Source organism: Staphylococcus pettenkoferi, from assembly GCF_002902685.1.
Taxonomy (GTDB): Bacteria; Bacillota; Bacilli; order Staphylococcales; family Staphylococcaceae; genus Staphylococcus; species Staphylococcus pettenkoferi.
The window spans coordinates 19774-43953 of sequence record NZ_PPRN01000002.1 but is presented as its reverse complement, the minus strand read 5'-3'; the positions used below and the strand labels follow the sequence as shown (position 1 = coordinate 43953).

23 protein-coding genes and 1 pseudogene are annotated in these 24180 nt (G+C 39.0%); 15 read left to right on the top strand and 9 right to left on the bottom strand.

Going from position 1 to position 24180, the window contains the following annotated elements; all coding sequences use genetic code 11:
* Positions 1 to 199: 199 nt before the first annotated feature.
* The 5 genes and pseudogenes from CD126_RS00580 to CD126_RS00560 all read left to right on the top strand — a co-directional run bounded on the left by CD126_RS00580 (position 200) and on the right by CD126_RS00560 (position 5439).
* Positions 200 to 877 (top strand): hypothetical protein, encoded by a 678-nt coding sequence (locus CD126_RS00580; RefSeq protein ID WP_103369876.1) that lies wholly within the window; start codon positions 200 to 202, stop codon positions 875 to 877.
* A gap of 133 nt (positions 878 to 1010) precedes the next feature.
* Positions 1011 to 1619, top strand: a complete 609-nt coding sequence (locus tag CD126_RS00575; protein WP_049405354.1) for a coiled-coil domain-containing protein — start codon at positions 1011 to 1013, stop codon at positions 1617 to 1619.
* A 504-nt stretch (positions 1620 to 2123) separates the two neighbouring features.
* Positions 2124 to 2813 carry an iron-sulfur cluster repair di-iron protein ScdA gene (scdA, locus tag CD126_RS00570; protein WP_103369875.1) on the top strand — a complete coding sequence of 230 codons (690 nt, stop codon included), beginning with the start codon at positions 2124 to 2126 and terminating at the stop codon, positions 2811 to 2813.
* A 16-nt stretch (positions 2814 to 2829) separates the two neighbouring features.
* A pseudogene (locus tag CD126_RS00565) lies at positions 2830 to 3584 on the top strand (class I SAM-dependent methyltransferase).
* A gap of 460 nt (positions 3585 to 4044) precedes the next feature.
* Positions 4045 to 5439: an L-cystine transporter gene (locus CD126_RS00560; protein WP_049405358.1), complete on the top strand. Its 1395-nt coding sequence runs from the start codon at positions 4045 to 4047 to the stop codon at positions 5437 to 5439.
* Between the two features lie 73 nt (positions 5440 to 5512).
* Here the strand turns inward: CD126_RS00560 and CD126_RS00555 are convergent, their stop codons facing one another.
* Together CD126_RS00555 and nfsA are read right to left on the bottom strand one after the other, a co-directional pair.
* Positions 5513 to 6097: a hypothetical protein gene (locus CD126_RS00555; protein WP_002472370.1), complete on the bottom strand. Its 585-nt coding sequence runs from the start codon at positions 6095 to 6097 to the stop codon at positions 5513 to 5515.
* Between the two features lie 169 nt (positions 6098 to 6266).
* Positions 6267 to 7022, bottom strand: a complete 756-nt coding sequence (nfsA, locus tag CD126_RS00550) for an oxygen-insensitive NADPH nitroreductase (RefSeq protein ID WP_049405361.1) — start codon at positions 7020 to 7022, stop codon at positions 6267 to 6269.
* 223 nt (positions 7023 to 7245) lie between these two features.
* On the opposite strand from nfsA, the gene CD126_RS00545 reads away from it, so the two are divergent.
* From CD126_RS00545 to CD126_RS00505, 8 genes are all read left to right on the top strand, one after another.
* Positions 7246 to 8022, top strand: coding sequence for a 2-keto-4-pentenoate hydratase (locus tag CD126_RS00545; protein ID WP_103369874.1), 777 nt, complete (start codon positions 7246 to 7248; stop codon positions 8020 to 8022).
* Positions 8023 to 8242: 220 nt separating this feature from the next.
* Positions 8243 to 10240, top strand: coding sequence for a catalase (locus CD126_RS00540; protein ID WP_070504009.1), 1998 nt, complete (start codon positions 8243 to 8245; stop codon positions 10238 to 10240).
* Between the two features lie 441 nt (positions 10241 to 10681).
* On the top strand, positions 10682 to 11251 hold the full coding sequence (gene ahpC, locus CD126_RS00535) for an alkyl hydroperoxide reductase subunit C (protein WP_002472723.1): 570 nt from the start codon (positions 10682 to 10684) through the stop codon (positions 11249 to 11251).
* Positions 11252 to 11267: 16 nt separating this feature from the next.
* Positions 11268 to 12791, top strand: coding sequence for an alkyl hydroperoxide reductase subunit F (gene ahpF / locus CD126_RS00530; protein WP_049405367.1), 1524 nt, complete (start codon positions 11268 to 11270; stop codon positions 12789 to 12791).
* A gap of 232 nt (positions 12792 to 13023) precedes the next feature.
* Positions 13024 to 14685 (top strand): hypothetical protein, encoded by a 1662-nt coding sequence (locus tag CD126_RS00525; RefSeq protein ID WP_049405369.1) that lies wholly within the window; start codon positions 13024 to 13026, stop codon positions 14683 to 14685.
* A 222-nt stretch (positions 14686 to 14907) separates the two neighbouring features.
* A complete protein-coding gene (locus CD126_RS00520; protein WP_103369873.1) occupies positions 14908 to 15525 on the top strand; it encodes an NDxxF motif lipoprotein in 618 nt (205 codons plus the stop codon).
* A gap of 258 nt (positions 15526 to 15783) precedes the next feature.
* A complete protein-coding gene (locus CD126_RS00515) occupies positions 15784 to 15966 on the top strand; it encodes a hypothetical protein (protein ID WP_002472733.1) in 183 nt (60 codons plus the stop codon).
* Between the two features lie 354 nt (positions 15967 to 16320).
* Positions 16321 to 16680: a hypothetical protein gene (locus CD126_RS00505; protein ID WP_049405373.1), complete on the top strand. Its 360-nt coding sequence runs from the start codon at positions 16321 to 16323 to the stop codon at positions 16678 to 16680.
* A 215-nt stretch (positions 16681 to 16895) separates the two neighbouring features.
* On the opposite strand, the gene CD126_RS00500 is transcribed toward CD126_RS00505, so the two are convergent.
* Positions 16896 to 17513 (bottom strand): LysE family translocator, encoded by a 618-nt coding sequence (locus CD126_RS00500; RefSeq protein ID WP_002472774.1) that lies wholly within the window; start codon positions 17511 to 17513, stop codon positions 16896 to 16898.
* 495 nt (positions 17514 to 18008) lie between these two features.
* On the opposite strand from CD126_RS00500, the gene CD126_RS00495 reads away from it, so the two are divergent.
* Positions 18009 to 18233 carry a hypothetical protein gene (locus tag CD126_RS00495; protein WP_002472778.1) on the top strand — a complete coding sequence of 75 codons (225 nt, stop codon included), beginning with the start codon at positions 18009 to 18011 and terminating at the stop codon, positions 18231 to 18233.
* A gap of 83 nt (positions 18234 to 18316) precedes the next feature.
* Here the strand turns inward: CD126_RS00495 and CD126_RS00490 are convergent, their stop codons facing one another.
* From CD126_RS00490 to rpsF, 5 genes are all read right to left on the bottom strand, one after another.
* A complete protein-coding gene (locus CD126_RS00490; protein WP_049405374.1) occupies positions 18317 to 18715 on the bottom strand; it encodes a hypothetical protein in 399 nt (132 codons plus the stop codon).
* Positions 18716 to 18811: 96 nt separating this feature from the next.
* On the bottom strand, positions 18812 to 19792 hold the full coding sequence (locus CD126_RS00485; protein ID WP_049405375.1) for a ketoacyl-ACP synthase III: 981 nt from the start codon (positions 19790 to 19792) through the stop codon (positions 18812 to 18814).
* 384 nt (positions 19793 to 20176) lie between these two features.
* A complete protein-coding gene (rpsR, locus tag CD126_RS00480; RefSeq protein WP_049405376.1) occupies positions 20177 to 20416 on the bottom strand; it encodes a 30S ribosomal protein S18 in 240 nt (79 codons plus the stop codon).
* Between the two features lie 51 nt (positions 20417 to 20467).
* Complete coding sequence (ssb, locus tag CD126_RS00475) at positions 20468 to 20977, bottom strand: single-stranded DNA-binding protein (RefSeq protein ID WP_002472790.1); 510 nt, start codon at positions 20975 to 20977, stop codon at positions 20468 to 20470.
* Positions 20978 to 20992: 15 nt separating this feature from the next.
* Entirely contained in the window at positions 20993 to 21301 is a 309-nt protein-coding gene (rpsF, locus tag CD126_RS00470; RefSeq protein WP_002472759.1) for a 30S ribosomal protein S6, read from the bottom strand.
* 365 nt (positions 21302 to 21666) lie between these two features.
* On the opposite strand from rpsF, the gene CD126_RS00465 reads away from it, so the two are divergent.
* The gene (locus tag CD126_RS00465) at positions 21667 to 22473 is read left to right on the top strand and encodes a GH25 family lysozyme (RefSeq protein WP_002472751.1); all 807 of its coding nucleotides are present in this window, start codon (positions 21667 to 21669) and stop codon (positions 22471 to 22473) included.
* A gap of 602 nt (positions 22474 to 23075) precedes the next feature.
* Here the strand turns inward: CD126_RS00465 and ychF are convergent.
* Positions 23076 to 24173, bottom strand: a complete 1098-nt coding sequence (gene ychF / locus CD126_RS00460; RefSeq protein WP_049405377.1) for a redox-regulated ATPase YchF — start codon at positions 24171 to 24173, stop codon at positions 23076 to 23078.
* Positions 24174 to 24180: the final 7 nt, after the last annotated feature.

Sequence of the window (24180 nt, the reverse complement as noted above, 5' to 3'; positions counted from 1 at the left end):
AAGATAATCAATATGAGATACTGAGTCTACTTTAAAGTTTGTCCCAACACCTCTTACATACGATGATAAGTGTGTTGGGTCTTTTTTTACAAAAAATCCGGTTGGCGAGCGAGTTAAAATAGATTATCATTTATTTTAAGTATCACTATTGAATTTACGGATTATTGAATGCCGCACTGTTAATACTAGGGGGAATATTATGGAATTTACGGTTGTGAAATCGAGCCAGGAGCCATTATATCGAGAAGCTTTATCTTTATATGATGAGAAGTTGGATATCTCACTTTATGAAGATGAACAAATCTTTAAACAATCGCTGGAGAATCAATATACGAAAGATGACTATATCTTTCTCGTTGGTCTAGAAGAAGGCGAAGTTGTCAGCTTAGCGACTGCACATTATGAAGCGACGACGAACTCTTCATTTCTCATCTACTTGATCGCTCGTAACACGGACAATCATGATACATTGATGGATCTCACTTTAGAAGAAGTGAAGTCAGAAATTAATAAATTAGCTAATCGCGTACATGAACGTGATGTGAACTTTATTATGTTCGAAGTGCAGAAAGAGCCAGAAGAACTAGATGATGAAACGGATCAGATTATTCGCGATCGTCAAACTTTCTTAAACCGTCATGGCTTTGAGAAACAACATGAAATCCCTTACCTTCGACCTGACTTCGATGGCACGTCACCAGGTATCCCTAAAGATTTATACATCAAACCGAATCTTGAACTCACGAAAGATATTTATGGGACAAGCGTGAAGTCTAACTATATTCTTAAATATGTCTTTGCGAACAAGTTATCACGCTCATATATTTATTCATTGTTAGAAGCAATGAACTTACGCAAAGCATCACACTCCTCTTAAGTTGCCTAACACACTTGAAATACGGCGCTAAACGGTTTAAACTAACATAGAGGTTAGACTGACGTATCACTGACCGCAGACAGACGCCAGTCTTAATAATTCATCATCTTATCTAATGAAAGGAATTGTATCTATGTTAACGAAAGAATTCGCTCAACGCGTCGATCTCAGTGAAAAACAAGTCCGTAAAATTGTACAACATTTAGAAGAACGTGGTTACCATCTTAATAAAACGGAATATCGTGGTAGAGAAGCTACCGATTTTACCGAAGAAGATATTGAATTATTCAATGAAATTGCTGAGAAAGTAAAGCAAACGAATAGTTATGAGCTCGCATTTGATGAATTAGAACAGGAGAAAGACTTCCTCCAAGTCCTCGTTAAAGATGAAGACGAACAGTTACCGGCTGACCCTAACGTTTCTAATTTAATGAGCGAACTCCGTACTGAAATCCAACAAATGCGTGAGGAACGTCACATGCTTGGACAAATGATTAATCAAGTCCATCAACAACAGAACGAATTGAAAGAGCTTCAAGATCAAATGACGTCTAAGTTGGATGAAAATACGAAGTCATTAAAAGAGTTACAAACATCTGCATCGGATATTCAATCTACACAATCTGACATGCAGAAACTTCAAAAAGAACAAGGCGAATTAGCTAAAAATACGTCTAAATTGCTTGAAGAGCAACCTAAACAAGAGAATAAAGGATTCTTCGCTCGCTTATTCGGTTTATAATCCTTATTTCGAAGTAGTAACGAGTCTCAGACATTGATTGACGTCCGTGGCTCGTTTTATTTTTATCTTTGACTCTCGCTTGCTTGGGAGAAGCACAGAAATCTACTACGTGGAACCACACTCAACTAATTCTTCTCGCTCAAAGAGCTTGAAGAATGGATTTTCGTTGTGGTCTTAAATCCATCAAGCGTCTCGAGTCGACATTGAAAAATGAACTTATAAATCATTTAATTATTACTTTCTTCTCATTCGCATGCTTTTTTCTTATTGACCCAAACTCTTCATTTTTCTTTTGTAGTACACTTCTCCCTTTCATTTTCATGCCTTTACCAAGATTTTAAGTGCGCTTTTACCTTTACTCATTTGTATAAAAATAGCATTACCTCTTAACTGTTAAGGTCATTCCCTCACTATAATTATGGTTTTCCCTAATATTGATAATCATTCTCATGTAATATACTTAAGTTATAGAAAGAACCCATAATCTAGTGAGGAGGACATAACATGATACAACAAACACAGCACGTTGCAGATGTCGTTACAGACGTTCCTAAGAGCGCTGACATCTTTCGTCGTTATGGTATCGATTTCTGTTGTGGTGGCGACATTCCTATCGAAGAAGCTGCACGCAATAACAAGAGGGTCGATTTAGACACGTTGTTACAAGAGTTAAATAGTATTGATCAAACTGAAGAGCCGGGTACGATTAATGTGAAATATTTAGACGGCCCATCTCTCATTCAATATATTCAAGCCCGCTTCCACCAACCGCTTAGAGAGGAATTTAAGAATTTAACCCCTTACGTTACGAAATTAGCGAAAGTGCATGGGCCAAATCACCCATATCTCGTGGAGTTAAAATCACTCTATACACAACTCAAAGAAGCGCTGTTAGACCATATTGAGGAGGAAGATCAAGAATCATTCCCTCAACTACGCGCTCTATCCGCCGGGGAAGAGGTAGCTGATCCTTCAAAAATTATCAACGAATTAGTCGATGAGCATCAAGAAGTAGGTCAATTACTACAAAATATTCGTTCAATAACTAACGATTATCAACCCCCAGCTGAAGCGTGTGGTACATGGCGACTCGTCTATCACCGCTTAGAGCATTTAGAACACGAAACGCACGAACATGTTCACTTAGAAAACCACGTCTTGTTTAAGAAATATCAACCATTAGCGAATGACTAACGAGGAATGATGCACAATGAAGAAAGAAGCTGGCCATACATTTTTAGCCAAATTAGGTAAAAAACGTCTTAGACCTGGTGGTCGCAAAGCTACCGACTGGCTCATTAAGAAAGGGCATTTTACAAAAGATAAACGTGTCTTAGAAGTGGGATGTAACATGTGTACGACGGCAATCCAACTAGCTAAGACGTATGGTTGTAACATCGAAGGCGTCGATCTCAATGCGAAAGCGTTACAGCAAGGTCAGAAGAACGTAGAGGCAGCGAACTTATCGCATTTGATACACGTACAGAAAGCGAATGCGATGAATCTGCCTTTCGAAGACGAGCAGTTCGACATTATTCTTAATGAAGCAATGTTGACGATGTTACCGCTAAAGGCGAAAGTTCAAGCACTGAGAGAATACTATCGTGTGTTGAAACCAGGCGGTATTCTCTTAACACACGATATCGCTATTATAAATCTCGCTCAGAAAGAAGAAATTGTCGAGAACTTGAGTTCTGCGATCAATGTGAAAGTTACACCGCTCCCTACCGCAGAGTGGTATCAACTCTTTAAAGATAGCCGCTTCAGTCAAATTGAATCTCACATCGGCGAACTTACACTTATGACACCTGCAGGCATGTTGTATGACGAAGGTCTCTTTGGCACGATGAAGATTGTTAAAAATGCACTGAAGAAAGAGAATCGCAACATGTTCTTTACGATGTTTAGAACGATGAAACGATATAAAAAAATATGAACTATATCGTGCATGCGGTGAAGAAGTAAATTAGCTTCAATATGATGAGAAGATATGTTTGCCAAATAACTAAGCCTTAATTTCTGTTTCTGTTTCACAATGAAATGTAGCTTCTCAAATTTACAATAAGCCATTCTGCATTGTTTTGCGCTCCATCCGATATTCTTACGCGAAACATTCCACAGAATGGCTTTTGTATCGTGTCTCAATATATGTACAAATTTATGTTCATTTAGTAAGCGGCATGAATTGTAGATAGTACAGGGCAAAAATTGACCAAGAGAAATGCGATATTTGGATAGATTCAAAAAGAACGCATCCTTTTTTGTATTCAAATCAATTTCGCGGGAGCAATACTATGAAATTACTACTTCTATCCTGCTCCAAAATTTCTTCTTGATTTACGATATACAAAGTATTATCCTTAGTATGTATATCGGAATTACCCCTTTAACCATAATATAAATAGAAAGCGTGGGTTGATTAATAATGAATACGTTATTAATTATTATTAACATTATTATACTCGTGGCTTTCCTTATCGGTTTAAATGTAATGGCAAGAAAGCACGTTTCATTCCCTAAACGTGTTTTTTCTGCGTTAGCAATTGGTATCATCTTTGGTATCATTCTACATTTAATTTACGGTGCGGATTCTCACGTTACTAAACAAACTTCAGATTGGTTTAGCATCATTGGTGACGGCTATGTAGCGTTACTTCAAATGATCGTTATGCCACTTATCTTTGTTTCTATCGTTTCTGCTTTTACGAAGATCAAGATTGGCGAGAAATTCGCGAAGATCGGTACATTTATCTTTATCTTCTTAATTGGTACCGTAGCCATCGCTGCAATTATCGGAATCTTATCAGCGCTCATCTTCCATCTCGATGCATCTACTATCGATCTCGGTAGTGCTGAAAATTCTCGTGGTAGCGAAATCGCTAAACAAGCGAAAGATATGACGGCAAATACGTTACCTCAACAAATATTAGAGTTACTGCCATCTAATCCATTCTTAGACTTCACAGGTCAACGTACTACGTCTACGATCGCGGTTGTAATCTTTGCGGCATTTATCGGCTTTGCGTTCTTACGTGTGATGCGTAAACAACCTGAGCACGGTAACTTACTCAAACGCGGTATCGACGCAGTTTATTCTATCGTGATGTCTATCGTAACTTTCGTATTGCGCCTTACACCATACGGTATCTTGGCAATTATTGCGAATACGATTATGACGAGTGACTTTGGAGCGATTTGGACGTTAGGTAAATTCGTCATTGCATCTTATGCAGCGTTGATAGTGATGTATCTCATTCACTTACTTATCGTGTCACTGCTTGGTTTAAACCCTGCCACATTTGTTAAAAAGACTGCAGAAGTGCTCTTGTTCGCGTTTACTTCTCGTTCAAGTGCCGGTGCTTTACCACTCAACATCCAAACTCAGAAAGCACGTTTAGGTGTACCCGATGGTATTGCTAACTTCTCTGCATCATTCGGCTTATCTATCGGTCAAAATGGTTGTGCAGGTATTTATCCAGCAATGCTCGCAGTCATGGTAGCACCAGCAGCAAACGTCGATATCACACCTCAATTTATCTTGAGTGTCATCGGTATCGTTATCATTAGTTCATTTGGTGTTGCAGGTGTCGGCGGTGGTGCGACATTCGCATCTATCATCGTCCTATCTGCTTTAAACTTACCAGTCGCGCTCGCTGGGGTACTCATCTCAGTTGAACCGCTCATCGACATGGGTCGTACCGCATTAAACGTTAACGACTCTATGCTTGCAGGTGCAGGTACAGCGAAATTAACAAATCACTTAGACAAAGAGACGTACAATAGTCGTCACTACGACGAATTGTCTTCTCAGAACTCATAATCTTATAGATTAAATTAAAGCACTCTAACTTAGGTAATCGTCACATGACAATGACCCTTTGTTAGAGTGCTTGTTATTTATAATGAGATTGAAATGGTCCCCACGTCATTTCCTTCTGACTATCTAAGGTTAAACGTCTAGATTCTTCCTCCACATCGTCAAACCATTGTAGAAACGCAGGCGTGCGATCAAGCTGGCTTTCGACACACTTTGACGTGACATCACGTGAGTAAATTGTTCCTGACTCAAATTCATATTGGATTTGGGTATAAGTGAGCGGTGTCGCATGAGAACGTCGATAGGCTTTCTGAACTAACCCTACTAACTTTGGCGCTTGCGAAATCACTTGATCATACAAACGTTGTTTATATGTAGGATCATCTAGATCATTCCACATCATCAGTCGTCCATTCATTTGAAAGAAGATATCCATATTCGGTTGGTGCTTTTTAAAGGAAATGAGGATAAAGATACGCTCAGCCGTGTTATCCACGCAAGTACTGACACTAATCGCGACCTTACGTGTATACTTCTTCCACCCTTCTTCTAAATCTTCCGTGCTAATCTTAGGTTCTGTATAATCTGCAAACGGGTTGCGTGTCACAGAGCCATTCAGGGCGTCGTGTAGCTTTCGATAGAGTTGTTGTAATAGCGACATGCGGCTCAACTCCTTACGTTGAATATAGCTTAAGTAGCGATGACGATTGAATAGTATTTACTGTAGAGGCACAGTTTCAATCATTCTGAGGCTTATATGTTTAAAAAGGACTCAGCGTATCCGTTTCTATTTCACTTTATCAAACGTCTACACAGAGCCCTCTATCTCCTTACTTCTTCACAAATCCTGATTTGTTCAACTCATCTAACATATCAAGACGTTGTTTCGTACTCATAAAGTTAATCACTTGGTTAGACCAAGTTTCCGTTCTTTCTCCATTCGTACGTTGACGGTAATAATCACTTACCGTTTGATCGTAACGTCTCAATAACTGACGATGTTGTGTCTTATCATGAATATATTTGTTTTTATGGAAGACCGCTTCGAAAGGAAGTCTCGGTTTAGGTGAACCATTCTCGTTATCCGCTGGCACACCTACTGCCATACCAAATAGTGGGAAGGTATAGTCAGGGAGGTCTAAGATTTCTTTCACACGCGCAACATCATTACGCAATGAGCCAAGATAGACGATGCCATAGCCCATATCTTCAGCAGTGACTGCCATATTTTGAGCCAATAACGCGACATCGATAGACCCTACGAGTAAGTTCTCAGTAGAGCCAAACGCCTCTTTCAAGTCTTCTTGACGTTCATCATCCATGACCGAATGTCTATAATAGTCCATGACGAAGACGAATAAATAACCATTCTCTTCTACATACGGCTGCCCAGAAACTTCTTTCAAGCTCTCTTTGACTTGAAGATCGTCAATACCAATGACAGAGTATGTTTGTAAGTAGCTAGACGTTGAAGCTGCTTGGCCTGCTTCCACGATGTGTTGAACATCAGATTCAGGGAGCGGTTGGTCTTTAAACCGTCTGACTGAGTGATGTTGTGTTAATAAGTTGTAAACATAGTCCCCCATGCTTTCACTCCTTTATGCATCCAATTTCTATCGGTTGATGATTGATATTATTTTACCCTATTTAGCCGCTAAACAAACTGCGAAAGCGAATTCTTCTTCCGGTAAAATGTGAACTCAATTCAATATTGCATGGTCAATTTCGGCTCTTCCATTGCATAATTGTGTATTTATCGTTAAGATATTAGTAACAATTTTCAGAATTCTAAATCGGGAGAGATGTTATATGACACAAGGCAATCAAACGGTTGCACAACAATTATTCAAAGCTTTTCAGGATCACGAACCAATCCCTTTTATCAGTAAAAGTGTAGAACTGTCTGAGCCTGAAGCTTACGCAACACAAGACTTACTCATCGAGCAACTTAAAGATGCACAGAACGTCGAGGTGGCCGGCTACAAAGTCAGCATGACAAGCGCCGCTACACAAAGTATCGCCAACACACATGAACCTGCATATGGCACAATACTATCAAATAAGGTCTTTAAACATGAGAGTGAAATCGCAGTTTCTGAGTTATTTGACCCACTCATTGAACCAGAAATCATGTTTATACTAACGGCAGACTTACCCCAAGACCCAAGTGCCGAAGAAGTGTTAGATAGCGTACGCATCGCACCAGGTATCGAAGTGCCAGACGCACGCTATCAAGACTGGTTCCCTAACTTCACACTCGGTGACTTACTTGCGGACAATACAGCTACAGGGTTAATTGTCGTTGGAGAAGAAGTCGCGCCACTCTCTTACGATAAATTCGCTGACATTCAGTTATCTCTATCATTCAACGGCGAAGAAATCGAAACTGGAGACTCAACTGAAGTCCTTGGCAACCCGGTGAAATCTGTACAGTGGTTAGCGAAGAAACTTGCGGATCACGGCAAACAATTGAAAGCCGGACAAGTGATTTCTTCTGGTACCTTTATCTCTCCAATTCCAGTTAAAAAAGGCACTTACGACGCGTCTTATTCAGATGTCGGTAGTGTTAAAGTAACGTTTAAATAAGTTTGATAAATGAGAGCAAGACATACTTCCCAGTTATCCCAGCTCATATAGAGAATAACTGGGATTTTCTTCTGCATTAACGAACTCCCCTTTTATTCCTCGTAAACAACACTTTTAAACACCCAATGAATAACACGCTATTTCAATTCACTGTCGCTTTGAATAACGTTTTGTTTTTAATAATCGTGGAATAAAAACAGTAAGAAAGTGGGGGAATAGTATGTCTAATAAAAAGCAAGAACAATTGCAACAATTTCGTAAAAATAATGATCAACAAGCCATGACGACGAATAATGGCGTGAAAATTAGTGAAGATGAAAACACATTAACAGTCGGCGATCGTGGTCCAAGTCTACTTGAAGACTTTCATTTCAGAGAAAAAATCATGCATTTCGACCACGAACGTATTCCTGAACGTATCGTGCACGCGCGTGGTTTCGGTGCACACGGGGAGTTCCAAGTATATGAAGACTTATCTGAATATACATCAGCTGATTTCTTAACTCATCCTGAAAAAACAACACCTGTCTTTGTAAGATTCTCAACTGTTCAAGGTTCTAAAGGTTCACCTGATACAGTGCGTGACGTACGCGGTTTCGCGACGAAATTCTACACAGACGAAGGTATCTTTGACCTCGTAGGTAACAACATACCAGTCTTCTTTATCCAAGATGCAATTAAATTCCCTGATTTAATTCATGCGGTAAAACCTGAACCTCATAACGAAGTACCTCAAGGTGGTTCAGCGCACGATACATTCTGGGATTTCTTCGCTCAGAACCCTGAGTCAACTCATACTGCAGTGTGGGCAATGAGTGACCGCGGTATTCCGAAGAACTTTAGACAAATGGAAGGTTTCGGCATTCACACATTCCGCTTAGTGAATAAAGAAGGTCAATCTTACTTCGTGAAATTCCATTGGAAACCGAAACAAGGTCTTGAATCACTTGTGTGGGATGAAGCGCAAATCCTTCACGGTAAAGATGTCGACTTCCACCGTAAAGACTTATACGAATCTATCGAGAAAGGCGACTATCCTGAATGGGAATTAGGCTTACAAATCATCCGTCCAGAACAAGAATTTGATTTCGACTTTGATATCTTAGATCCAACTAAGATTTGGCCAGAAGATCAAGTTCCTGTGAAGATTGTAGGTAAAATGACGTTAAATCAAAACGTTACAAACGTTTTTGATGAAACAGAACAAGCTGCATTCCACCCTGGTCATATCGTTCCTGGTATCGATTTCTCAAATGACCCATTATTACAAGGTCGTTTATTCTCATATACAGATACTCAAATTTCAAGACTTGGCGGACCTAATTTTAACCAAATTCCTATCAACCGCCCAGTGAACGAAGTGCATAACAACCAACGTGACGGTATGCATCAAATGAACAAGCATGAAGGTCAAACGGCTTATCATAAAAACTATCTTAATAACAACGATCCTCATACAACGCCACGTGAAGAAGGCGGTTATGAGCACTATCAAGAAAAAGTGGAAGGTCGCAAGATTCGCAAACGTAGTGAAAGCTTTAAGGATTACTACACTCAAGCGAAACTGTATCTCAACAGTTTAACGCAACCTGAATTCGACCACACTGTCGATGGTTTCTCATTCGAAATCGGTAAATGTAAAGACATTGGCGTTAAGCAAAATGCGGTAAATCAATTGAATAAAGTTGACCGTGAACTCGCAGAACGCGTTGCAGAGAATGTCGGCGTTGAGCTTCCTGAAGAAAATGAAGAAGTTCAAACAGATGCGAAAGATAGCCAACTCACAATGACGAAATATAACATTCCACTCGAAGGTCACTCAGTAGCAGTAGCGACAAACGGTGATATCAGTGAAGAAACATTGAAATCTTATGCACAAGTCTTCGCAGACAAACATCTTAACTATGCCTTTGTCGGTGCACACCCTAAAGCAATTTCTGAAGACTTCGGTATCACTGAAACATACGACACTGCACATCCAACACTCTTCGATAGCTTGATCGTGATTTCAGATGGTTCAGATATGCATCCTGCAGCTGAAGAGTTTGCGGAACTCGCATACAAACACAACAAACCAATTGTTGTGAACGAGAAAGCGAAAGAACAAATGGCAAACAGTAAAGTGAACTTTGACGCGCCAGGTGTCATCACTTCAGATGATCCAACAGCTATCGTTCAAGCATTCGAACGCGTACGTTATTGGGATCGAGAAAGATAAGTGAGATGATAATGAAACACGGCAGCCCATATATGAGGGTTGCCGTGTTTTTTACACTGATGTTGTTTTTGGAAGATTAGAAGTTACTCTACAAAGGAAAGAGAGAGTTACTTTACTGAGTATTTTCAAATACCGTTGGGAGATTTAACACGGCTCCCCTCAGTTGAGAATAACTATCTCTAATTGAAATTCTGTCTCAATCATCACGATTTCTCTTAGAATTTATGATAATTTTGTTAAACGAGGTTAAATTCTGTTAAGATGCATTTAAAATTCCTATCATCTCAGCACTTTTACTCAAAAGCGCTTATATTGACGAATTGATAATGCCATGTGATAATTAGACTTAAGAGATTAGAATTATTATAAACAAGCGTTAATAACAGAGCTTGATAATTCTAATTCAAAAAAACAGATTACGAAACAGGAGGATGTTTATCTATGTCTTTAATCAATAAAGAAATCTTACCATTCACTGCAAACGCTTATGATCCTAAGAAAGACGAATTCTTCGAAGTATCAGATGAAGATTTAAAAGGTTCTTGGAGTATCCTTTGCTTCTACCCAGCTGACTTCTCATTCGTATGTCCTACAGAATTAGAAGACTTACAAAATCAATACGACAAATTACAAGAACTTGGTGTAAATGTTTACTCTGTATCAACAGATACTCATTTCGTACACAAAGCTTGGCACGATCATTCAGAAGCAATCAACAAAGTACAATACCCAATGATCGGTGACCCTTCTCAAACTATCACTCGTAACTTCGACGTGTTAGACGAAGAAGGCGGCGTTGCTAACCGTGGTACATTCATCATCGACCCAGACGGCGTTGTACAAGCTGCTGAAATCAATGCTGAAGGTATCGGCCGTGACGCAAGCACATTAGTACGTAAGATCAAAGCTGCTCAATACGTACGTAAGAACCCAGGCGAAGTTTGCCCAGCTAAATGGGAAGAAGGTTCTGAAACATTACAACCAGGCCTTGATTTAGTTGGTAAAATCTAAGGAGGCATTGATTTAAATGCTTAATGATGAGTTAAAGTCACAATTACAACAATTACTTCAACTCATGGAAGGTGACGTTGTCTTACGCGCAAGTTTAGGTTCTGATGACAAGTCTGAAGAACTTAAAGCGCTCTTAGACGAAGTATCAGCGATGTCATCTCAAATCCAAGTTGAAGAGGCATCCCTTAAACGTACACCAAGTTTCACTGTCAATCGACCTGATGAGGATACTGGCATCACTTTCGCCGGTATCCCAATGGGTCATGAGTTTAACTCTTTCGTGCTCGCACTACTTCAAGTAAGTGGTCGTCCACCTAAAGAAGAGCAAAGTGTGCTCAACCAAATTAAATCTTTAGAAGGTCCACTTCACTTTGAGACATTCGTCAGTTTAACTTGTCAGAAATGTCCAGATGTCGTTCAAGCACTCAACTTGATGAGTGTTGTGAACCCTAACATCACGCACACTATGATTGACGGTGCAGTCTTCAAAGACGAATCCGAAGATATCATGGCTGTACCTGCTGTCTTTTTAAACGGTGAAGAATTCGGCAACGGACGTATGTCTGTTCAAGATATTCTTAACCAACTCGGCAGTAAAGCTGACCCTTCTGAATTCAATGACAAAGACCCTTACGATGTACTTATCGTAGGCGGTGGCCCTGCGAGCGGTACTGCAGCGATTTACACAGCACGTAAAGGTTTACGTACAGGTATCGTCGCTGACCGTATCGGTGGCCAAGTTAACGATACAGCCACAATCGAGAACTTTGTCACTGTGAAAGAAACAGAAGGCCCTCAGTTCTCATCTGCACTTGAAGATCACATCAACCAATACGACGTCGATGTGATGAAAGGTATTCAAGCTAAAGGTATCGAGAAGACAGACAATGGTATTGAAGTAACATTAGACAATGATGCGAAGTTGATGAGTAAGACAGTGATTATCGCAACAGGTGCACGTTGGCGTAAATTACAAATTCCTGGTGAAGATCGTTTGCTTAACAAAGGTGTTGCATTCTGTCCACACTGTGACGGTCCTTTATTCGAAGGTAAAGACGTCGCAGTTGTCGGCGGAGGTAACTCAGGTGTTGAAGCCGCAATCGATTTAGCAGGTATTGTTAAAAATGTAACCTTACTCGAACGTAATCCTGAATTGAAAGCGGATAACGTATTACAAGAACGTTTAAGAGAATTACCAAACGTAACGATTGTTAAAAATGCCCAAACTACTGAAGTATTAGGTGAAGATAGCGTGACAGGCATTCAATATCAAGACAAAGAAACAGGTGAAGAACACGAGATTCAACTCGACGGAATCTTTGTTCAAATCGGTTTACTCCCTAATACAGAATGGCTCGACAACTATGTTGAGTTAAACCAAGGTAACGAAGTAATGATCGATCGTAAGAATGCCACAAGCGTACCAGGTATCTTTGCAGCTGGTGATGTGACAGACGATCGCAACAAACAAATCATTATTTCTATGGGCGCAGGCGCAAACGCTGCACTCAATGCATTCGATTATATTATTCGTAATTAATGCATATTCCACCTATCATTTATTAAAACGAATTTGCGCGATTGATAAAGAGAGTCTCAAAGCGATTGAGACTCTCTTTTTATTTTTACTTTTTTCGAATTTAATTTATAGTAATATTAAATATAGTAATAAGGATTCTGTGAACGAGATGCCTATGGAAAAATGAAACGCCCAATACTAAGTAAATTTCATGTTATATTAGAGATAATGAAATAAAATGATGAGGTGTGCTATGCTTGATTTTACAAAAATGACGGAAAAAGAAGCACTTGATTTATACGATTACTTTGATATTCAAGAGAGAGACAAATTTCCAATGGAATTAGCGAATTATATATATGAAGAAGGCTACAAAACACTCTATAACGAGTTGAATGAAGCTGGACAGAAAAAAATTGAAGACTTAGTTAAAGAAGGAAATCAACTTACGATTATACCTATACAGGAAGGTAATAACATACGCCTTCTTATAGGTTTTAATATCTTACAACATTACAGTATAGATGAATATTATATCTCTCCTTCTGATTTAAATTTATTTAATGAACAGGTATTTGATAACAAGTATCCTGAAATTAGTGATCTTTCGTATGAACAAGATATGCAAGTAAGAAAGCATCAAATGATCTATGAAACACGTGTTGAGCTCGAACAAATGTTATTCTATGAACATTTAGTAGAACACTTTACAGTGGATGAATTGAAAGACATTTGTAGAACTTACGCTATTAAGGGCTTTTCTCAAAAAAATAAAAAACAACTAGCGAAAATGATTCATAAACGTATCATGACAGATAATGAGTTTCTATATAATATCTTGGTGGAGCTCGATCCTAAGAATGACAACTATAAGGATACGATGATTGGCCAAATGAGAAATAGTCTTCAAGATGTTGTAAACCCTTATCCACTTGAGGAAATCATCTTCTATCATCATCCTTTCATGAATATTCTAGTTATTCCGTTTGATTTATACGAACGTATCATTCAGTTTGAAGATGAATGGTTTGAGACTATGGCTGATGAGTTCTTTGATGAAATGGATGAAGATGATGAAGACGAAATGACAGACCAGCAGTATTTTGAAGAAAATCAAGTCCTCATAGAATCACTTAAAGCAGATCCTGAAATGGCTAATTCTAAAGAAGGTCAAGAACTACTTCAGATGTTCGAAGCACTCAATAATGGTGATGAGGAAGCACTCAAACAACTTCTAGAATCAGATGATTCGTTATTTGAAGATGAACCATCTATGGAAGATGATATAGCTCACTACTTCTGCCACTTAGCAGTTTGGTTCTACGGTATAGTGAGTACGCAACATCTAGCGAAACTCTGGAAGAAATACTTCAACGATAAGATGAGTGCGAAAGAAATCGAACTTGAGTGTCGTAGAGTACTTGATAACAGATATGTCATTAAGAATCACTACGTTATTCATCCTCTATATCGTAATAATGTGGGAGAAGAAATGCTGGAGATTTCAAATCTGGTCAAAGACTACTATGTACCTGAATCTCTAGATGCAATGTATGACGAGATAGTGTACGAAAGCGACGCAGAAGAAAATCCCTATGTTAAGAACTTAAAGAACATATTAAAACGTTACTATAAGGGTAGTGCTGTTTTAGATACTGATGATTTATTACAAGAAATGGTCGCAATGCTTAAACTCATGCCAGATGAAAAATCCATTGACTACATGGTTAAAGATATTACAGAGAATCCAGAATTAAAGTTTAAAAACGGTGCATCTCAAGCATTTATTAAAGCACTTCAACAAGTTAGTCCACACGTTCATGTTTGGTTGTTCAAGGGGCATACACGTCGAGGACTTGAAGAAGCCGCTAAACATAAAAGTAACGTGATTCAATTTGATAAGTTTAGAAAATAAGACGTCCGGCAGTCTTATTTTGAAAGAAATGTGCAAAGACGTATAGGAGAATGTGAAATTCTTCTATGCGTCTTAATTTTATGAAGACCGAGGATCCTCGTCATTCGTTCAAGAAGATGTCATGAATCTACGGTTAAAATTAATGTTCTTACCCTCTAAATCATGGTACCCTTAAAGGTGAAAATGTTATGTAATACGGACACTAAAGGAGATTCTTGTACAATGAAGAAAAGTCTGATTCTCGGATTAATAATGATACTTACACTCACTCTCGCAGCATGTAACAACAAAGACGAAGATCATCAACATCATAGTTCTAAAAATGCGCCTAAGAACGTAAAAGAACTATCAGAAAAGGACATCTTCCAAGACCAGACGAAAGGCAAAAAGTTATCAGAGAAAGAAGCTAATCAAGCAATTCAAAAATATGTGGATGTGAACTCTGATATTCTTGATAATAAATACTTGATGCAATATAAATTAGACAGACAGTATGGTTCTGACAAAAAGATTACAGATAAACAAGCAGACCGTCTTACTAAGTTATCTCACCTTTCTATTAAAAACGATGTACGTTTCGAGAAATATATGAAAAACAACACGCTTCCAGCTGGATATAAAGATAACGTAGACCGTATCATTAAATATTTCACTGCTCTTAACAGCACAATTAAAGATGCAGATAAAGATATTGAAGAACTTGATTACCAGCCTCAAAACGAGCTCAATGTTGTCGATGTTTCTACGAAATATGCAGGCGATGTGAATGGTAAACAACAGAAGAAAATCAAGAAATTCTTAAAATCTAAAAATATTAAAACAGATGCAGTAGATAAATAAGTTTAATGCTGTAAAATTTCGTTCTCAAAAATTCAACCTGCTATCATCAAATATTACAAATATGACAGACTATAATCTCGTATGAAACCTTGTGATGAAAGAATTATCATTTTTAGGTCTGTCACCATTGTTAAATATGTGTAAAAAACCTTACATGATTGTAAGGTTTTTTGCGTCAAATTCGCTTTATTCTTATAGATCTGCTTTGATACAATAACTAACAACAAGGGCTTACGTTAGTACTGAGGAGGCAGATTTATGGTCTTAACGATTCTCATTGGAGCAATTACTGCTGTCTTCATCGCTTTTGTACTATTCGACAAACAAGAGAAGAATGAAATGCGACCACTACATGTGTTCCTAAGCGTAACTACAGTGATTCTAGCAGTACTATTAGGAAGTTTCTTAGATAATCTCAATTATCTCTTTCATCTTTCCTAAGATGCTCTAATGCATTCACTTGTTGATTTAAATATTGCACTTATAGGGATTAACGATAGTAATAAGGAGCAGGATAGAAATCAGTTGGATTTCTGTCCTGCTTTTTTGGAGAAGAAATTCAGAAATCTGTTTGACTTCATTGTCTCTTCATCACAGGCATGGACCGATTTCGTAATAGTGACATCACTTATATACTACCCTACCAAATACAAACCTATAATGTGACTCGCGCTCTACTTAACAAATAAATTTCAGTCTCATATATTTATTAATTTCAACTCTATTTTGACAAAATAATCTAATTTCGCAAGAATAAGGTTAGTATTTTATTTTAATATCATAGGAGGTTCTTTAATGATTTCTCGCATATCTTGGGCATTACTAGCTCTCGTACTTATTGTAGTTACACAGGTTGTGACAGCCGCTTCTAACCCGCCTGGTGCGCATACCGTAAACTTAAATCAACCCAAAGAGCTCGTCGCAAATGTGGTTACGTTTATTATCTTTTTCTTACCTGCCGTCGTTTTAGCCTATTTTAAAAATTTACCTTGCCGCATTATTTCGGCAATATGGCATTTTCTATGTGCGATATTGCTCGTCTTGCTACCAATCATAATGATCTTCACTGGAAACTATATTCCTGGACTTGTCACAGCTTTAACCACTATCGTCATGATTATCAGTGGGGTTGTTCAATTAATTAATAATAAATAACTATAAAACGCTCCGTTTCAAGTAATTGTATCTCGAAACGGAGCATTTTTATTAAATAATATGTATCAATAAATTCGTTTTACCGAAGCGACTAAAACGGCGAGCTTTGAGATTCTAAAAAGCATCTAGCGCTTTCTAGAATCCTCGCTTAAAGTTGCCTTATCCTCGATTTCTTGAGTCTACTTCAACGACTTTTACAACAAGCAAAATACTCATTAGCCAATCAATAACTTGATAGATAAGCCGATTAAGATAAAGCCGACTGCGTAGTCAAAGATCGCTTTAAATACGCGGTTGGCGAAGAACCGTTTGATGTACTGAAATACATAAACACAGAAGATAAACCATACCCAAATCGAAATAATTAAACTACCTAATAATATTAGAATATGCAGACTCAAGCCCTCACCTGTATTAATAAATTGAGGTAAGATACTGAGATAATAAAGTAACGCTTTCGGATTCAAGGTCGTACTAAGAAAGCCTTGACGGAAAGAAGTGAAATACTTCGTCTCATGTTGTTCAATGCCGCGTGTTGAGAAGTTCATGCTTTGACGCGCACTAATAATACTGCGCACGCCTAAATAAACTAAATAGGCTACACCAAATAATTTGACTGTCACAAAGAGCCAGTGAAATTTACTTACAATTACGATTAGGCCACACACTGCGAGTAGTGAATAAGCTAAATGTCCTGTCGCAATACCTGTTGCTGCTGTTAAGCCATTACGCTTCCCTGCTGAAATTGAGTTTTTCATGACGATAAAAAAGTCAGGACCAGGAACAATAATAATCAATAAACTGATAATAATAAATGAACCTAATTCTTCCATATTATTTCACCTCCACACGCATTACATTCTATCAATAATAAACTCTATAACCAATATAATAAGTCTAAAATTACACTTATACCTTTAAGTTCTAATTTTGGCAATATTACAATTTGAATCTTATTAAATATAAGAAATTATAGAATCAAACGTGGTGTCGATATCAATTTTATGCTAGAATGAAAGTGTAGTTAGTTTAACTACTAGTCTTTTATATTCATGAACATATTACTCTTAGGGTGGCTCTTGTAGCCACCTTTTTTTATTATCCCCTATTGTCCCTATTATCTCTCTAAAGTTCGACTTCACCCTCCTCTATAATGGCGAAAACGTTTTAACTGATAACCACTCTCACTAGATTAGAATAATTTTAAATTAATCCCTAAAATTCATGCATAACCCTTTAAATTCGTGGTATAGTACAGTACGATAGCTTATAGATTATAATAATTCTAATCTGAATGCACATACTACATCGTTACAGGAGGGTTAAGTATGAAATTGTTAGACTATAACATGGAAGGACAAGAACTCGTTGCTACAGTCATGTCTACACAAGGCCATTTGTTCCAATACACATTCGACATTACTACACCAGAATACGAAATCTTAGACGTACTTGAAGACATCAATATGCATGTGGACCAAGGTCAACATCCGCTAGGCTGTACGTTACTTAAGAAATACGACTTTGAGGATGTGGTCCAATATTCTATGTAGTCATTCCATCCTCAACCCAAATTAAAAGCGCGTGGATACTTGATTTCCCTCATTACCAAGTAAACACGCGCTTTTTACTATACTTATGAAATACTTCCGAGACCTTGAACTTCTCGATTGCTCTCTTGTGTCAGCTCTCGACAGGATACCAATTTTCCATCTTCATTAAACTTAAAGATCGCATACACTTCCACGACACCTTCTGAGCCGTCCTTTTTCAATACTTCTACATCATATCTCAGAAACACACTGCGCTGACTTTCATCAACCAACTCATCTTTAAATGATTCAACCTCTAACTTCTCCACGACTTCTTTCAGCTTATTCAAATGCGCTTTAAATCCAGCTAAATCTACTTTATCGTGATCCGTTACTTGCGTGTAATCCGTCGCAAAGTAATCATCGATACATTCCTCTTTCAAGTCGATGAGTATATCTTGATAAATCGCTCTGATACGTTGTTGAATTTCTTCTTTCGTCATCCCATTTTCCCCTTTCATTTTATAAAAATACGCGCTTTAAGCAGTGAGTTCATCACCCTCAAACTTACTTAAAACGCGCACTATACAACTCTTCGCTTATAAATCCCACTTAATCAACGTTGAAGAATAAGCGAGACCGCCACCAAAGCCTACGAGTAACGTCAAGTCACCTTTCTTCATTTGGCCACGTTGCATCGCTAAATCAATCGCGAGTGGAATCGTAGCTGAAGAAGTGTTACCGAAGTACTCTAAACTCATCAATAGCTTCTCTTTATCGAGACCTGCACGTTCACAAATAGATTCGTCCATACGTGCGTTGGCGCTATGAGGTACGAACCACGCTAAATCGTCTGTCGTATAATCTGTCTTAGCCAATGTTTCTTCAATAATCTTAGGCACTTTACCTACTGCCCATTTGTAAACGCCTCGACCGTTCTGAACAATCTTACCTGGATTCTCTAGATCTTCACCGAACATCGTCTGATTGTGTTCAGTGCAATATAAGTTTGGCGCTTTCGCACCGTCTGAACCGAATGTGCTTGCGATGAAGCTTGGGTCTTCTTCAGTGTATTCTACGAGGAATGCGCCCGCGCCATCACCGAAGAGAATACACGTTGTTCGGTCGGTATAATCTGTGATCTTAGATAACACTTCTGAAGAAATTACGAGAATCTTCTTGTTCTGACCTGAGGAAATCAAGCCATTCGCTAGGTTTAAAGCGTAAGTAAAGCCTGCACATGCCGCATTGACATCGAATGCGCCTGCATGTTCTAAACCGAGTCTCGCTTGAACGTAAGAGGCCACACTCGGCGTCTTGTAGTCCGGTGTGAGCGTCGCGTTGATGACCATATCCACATCGGATAAATCCACGTCATATTTCTTCTGTAAGTCTAATACAGCTTGATAGCTCATATCGCTAGAGTATTCGTCCTCCGCAGCAATACGTCTTTCTTTCATCCCTGTACGTTGCTGAATCCACTCATCGGAGGTCTCTACGATTTCTTCAAAATCTTCGTTCGTCATCACTTTCTCAGGTACGTAAGCCCCTTGTGCAGTGATTTTCGCATAAGATTTCATTCTTTCACCTTCTTTATCTTTCTCACTCTCAATATAACATTAATTTCATGTTACGTGCTTAGGTTTAACATAGCATAACCCGAGGTTCGTCGTGAATAGCAAGCGTGATATACCTTATTCTGTATGTATTAGTGAGGCTTTTTCTAGTAACGGTAAAATGGTTTCACACTTCGCGGAGAGCGCATTCTGCACACGAGTATGAATGCAGCGCTCGTCTACGCCATGCTTCGACTCCACTAACTCACCTAATCCACACGCTAACTTATTTCGGCGCGTTCCCTCATTACACTACTCAGCCCGCACTCGAGTCAAAGCCACCTTATTGCACGATAATAAGCGAAGAACCCCGCAAGCACATGCCTACGAGGTTCATCTATCTCAGTATTAGTTTTCTTCTTTAACGTAAGGTAATAACGCCATTTGACGCGCACGTTTAATTGCTGTAGTCAACATACGTTGATATTTAGCAGAAGTGCCTGTCACACGACGTGGTAAGATCTTACCACGTTCTGAAATGAAGCGTTTTAATAATTCAGTGTCTTTGTAGTCGATGTGAGTAATGCCATTCGCTGTGAAGTAGCATACTTTTTTACGACGACGTCCGCCTCTTCTTGGACCTGCCATGGTTAACTGCCTCCCTTATTCATATTTGTTATTTATATCCGTTCGTTTACTTTAGAATGGTAAATCATCATCACTAATATCAATCGGACCATTCGCATTCGCAAATGGATTGTCAGATTGATTATTGTTTGATGAGTTATTGTTGTACGACGTATTTTGACCGGACTGTTGGCCACCAAATCCTTGCCCTTGACCGAAGTCTTGGAAATTGTTGTTAGATTGTTGATGACGTTGGTTCTGACCTTTAGGTTCAAGGAATTGAACGCTGTCACAAACCACTTCAGTCACAAAGATACGTCGACCTTCTTGGTTTTCATAGCTACGTGATTGAATACGACCGTCAACGCCAGCTAAACTACCTTTAAAGAGATAGTTGCTTACATTCTCTGCTTGTTTACGGAAGACAACGCAGTTAATGAAATCAGCTTCGCGTTCACCTTGCGCATTGGTAAAAGTACGATTGACGGCAAGAGTGAATGTCGCTACACTCACGCCTGAGGGTGTTGTTCTATAATCTGGATCTTTCGTTAAGCGACCTACTAAAACAACTCTATTGATCATTTAAGCGCCCCCATATTATTTTCTTGTCTTGTCATCGTCTTCGTTGATAACAATGTAACGGATGATGTCATCGCTGATTTTAGCTAAACGTTGGAATTCGTCAGTAGCTTCGTTGTTATCAGTCTTGATACGTACGATGTTGTAGTATCCTTCTTTAAAGTCATTGATTTCGTAAGCTAAACGACGTTTGCCCCAATCTTTAGTTTCTAAAACCTCTGATCCGTGTGAAGCTAAGATGCCGTTGAAACGTTCTACAACTGATTTCTTCGCATCTTCTTCAATGTTAGGACGAACGATGTACATTACTTCGTATGTTGCTGCCATGTGTATTGCACCTCCTTATGGTCTATGCGGGGAATCTCGTGACTCAATTCAGACACCGTAGTGCCTTACTTCAGCCATTTCATCCCAAGGAATAATTTTCATTAGTTCCAATCTAGAATTATATCAGACACTTTCACTTTTTACAATCCTCTTCATGTTGATTTGAGACGATTTTTCTACTCCAACTATTTACAATGTGATTACAGGTATTACGAGTTGTTATAAAATTGGGGCGGACGGTTGTCAAACGTTATTTAATCTTTTACGATTACTATTATATTTGGAATTTAAATATGTTCTCACTTATATATAAGACTAGCTTTACTTTAATTTTATCCAAAAATAAGTATAAAGGAGTATCATATATGGTTTCATCACTCAAAAAAGGACTTGTTACAGCAGGAATCCTCGGCGTATCGACACTCGCAATCACTTCAACTTCACACGCAGCAGAACAACACAAAGGGACAATGGGGTCTGGTTATCAAGAATACTTACAAAAACACCCTGAAAAAGCTCAAAAACCTGACTCAAACGATCAAAACGGTTCACCATTCCGCTCAGCTGAAAGTGGTCAAACCGCTTCAGGTGAACGCGTATTAGACATTTCTGAATGGCAAGGACAGCTCACTCAAGCGCAAGTCAATCAATTGAAGAAGAACTATGACTTCATCATCATCCGTGGCCAATATGGCTCTGAATATGTCGATAAGACGTTAGAACACAACTCTGCACTCCTCGACCAAGCAGGAATGAAATTCGGCGTGTACTCATACAGCATGTACGAGAATGCGCAAGATGCACGCTACGAAGCGCAAACACTTTACAACCGCGCACCTAAAGCAAGCTTCTACGTGAATGACTTCGAACAGAATTCAGTGACTTCAGGTACGACAGACGAAGCGACTTCTGCTTGGTATGACGAAATGAAGAGCCTTGCTGGTAACAAGAAAGTCCTCTTCTACTCTTATGAGAACTTCATGTTACAGAACGCAGCGAACTCAGTAGGTGACTATGATGGCTACTGGATGGCGTCTTACACGAACCAAGAACCGTCACGCGAGAAAGTGTTATGGCAATACACAGATAGCTACTATTCACCTGAATTACAACAGAATGTGGATGCCAACTATCTCGATTCTAACGTGAATGCACAATGGTTCACTTCATAAGTTGAGATTGAAATAGGGCCTGGAACGACATTAAATTTCATTCAATTTTCAATGTTTTGCCTCTCGCTTGCTTATGGGACCACACTCAACTAATTCCTTTCGCTCTACGAGCTCTAGGAATGGATTTTCGTTGTGGTCTAGATCCATCAAGCGTCTCGAGGTCACATTGAAAATTCATTGTATGTTCAATTTAAGTATCATTCCCCTCATATTAGATACAAATTTCTTTTAATGTTCCAGGCTCTTTCTCATATTATTTACTATCAGCTCCATGTGAATGATACCATTGGTACAATTTCTTCGCTCCAATAATCATTTCTGGCAACATCATTCCAATAATCAATATGTACATAAACCAATCGCTCATCATGTTGCTCACTCCTCATTTTCTGATTATTATGTCATTTAATAAAGTTATTATATACGAAAGTGCGTCTACACACCGCTCATAAACCTTTCAAATACTCGCGAAATTCTCAAATTTTTAGACGCCCGACCGTCTTCTTTTCCATAAAATCTACTACCACACACAAAAAAGCCCACCTTCCACATACGGAAAGTGAGCTTCTGTAGCAATCGGATTACGCTACACTCAGCAAGACTTACACGTTAAATCTGAAGTGCACGACGTCGCCATCTTGCATGATGTAGTCTTTACCTTCTAAACGTTGCTTACCTGCTTCTTTCGCACCGTTCTCGCCATTGTATTCTACGTAATCTTCATAGCTTGTCACTTCGGCACGGATAAAGCCACGTTCGAAGTCTGTATGGATAACACCGGCACATTGTGGTGCTGTCATGCCTTTTCTAAATGTCCAAGCGCGTACCTCTTGCACACCTGCAGTAAAGTACGTCGCTAAACCAAGCAAGTCATATGTTGTGCGAATTAAACGGTTGAGTCCTGGCTCTTCTAGACCTAAGTCCTCTAAGAACATGTCGCGGTCTTCATCGTCTAATGTTGCGATTTCTTCTTCGACTTTCGCACTGATCACGATGACTGTAGAGCCTTCGTTTTCTGCATACTCGCGAATCGCTTTGACTTTCTCGTTATCGTCGTCGCCAATTTCGTCTTCGCCAACGTTCGCAATGTATAGCATTTGTTTAGATGTAAGCAATTGCGCTTGATTCACGAATTTTTGATCTTCTGCATCAAATTCTAAGCTACGTACGGGTTGGCCCGCTTCAAGCGTCTCTTTAATGCGTGTTAAAATGCGCACTTCATTTTCGGCATTTTTATCTTTTTGACGTGCCATCTTCTCAAGTTTAGGTAAACGTTTTTCAACAGATTCTAAATCTGCGAGCACGAGCTCCATATTGATTACTTCAATGTCATCAATTGGATCGACTTTACCTGAAACGTGCGTCACATTATCATCATCAAACGCACGCACGACTTGGCAAATTGCATCTACTTCACGGATATGAGATAGGAATTTGTTTCCGAGACCTTCACCTTTAGAAGCCCCTTTCACGATACCTGCAATATCAGTGAATTCGAAAGTTGTGGGAACAGTCTTCTTAGGTTCTACCATGTCCGTTAAGACGCCTAAGCGACTGTCAGGCACTTCAACGATACCCACGTTTGGGTCTATTGTTGCGAAAGGATAGTTCGCTGCTAGCGCCCCTGCTTTAGTTATTGCATTGAAAAGGGTAGACTTCCCGACGTTAGGTAAGCCTACGATACCTGCTGTTAAAGCCATGTTTCAT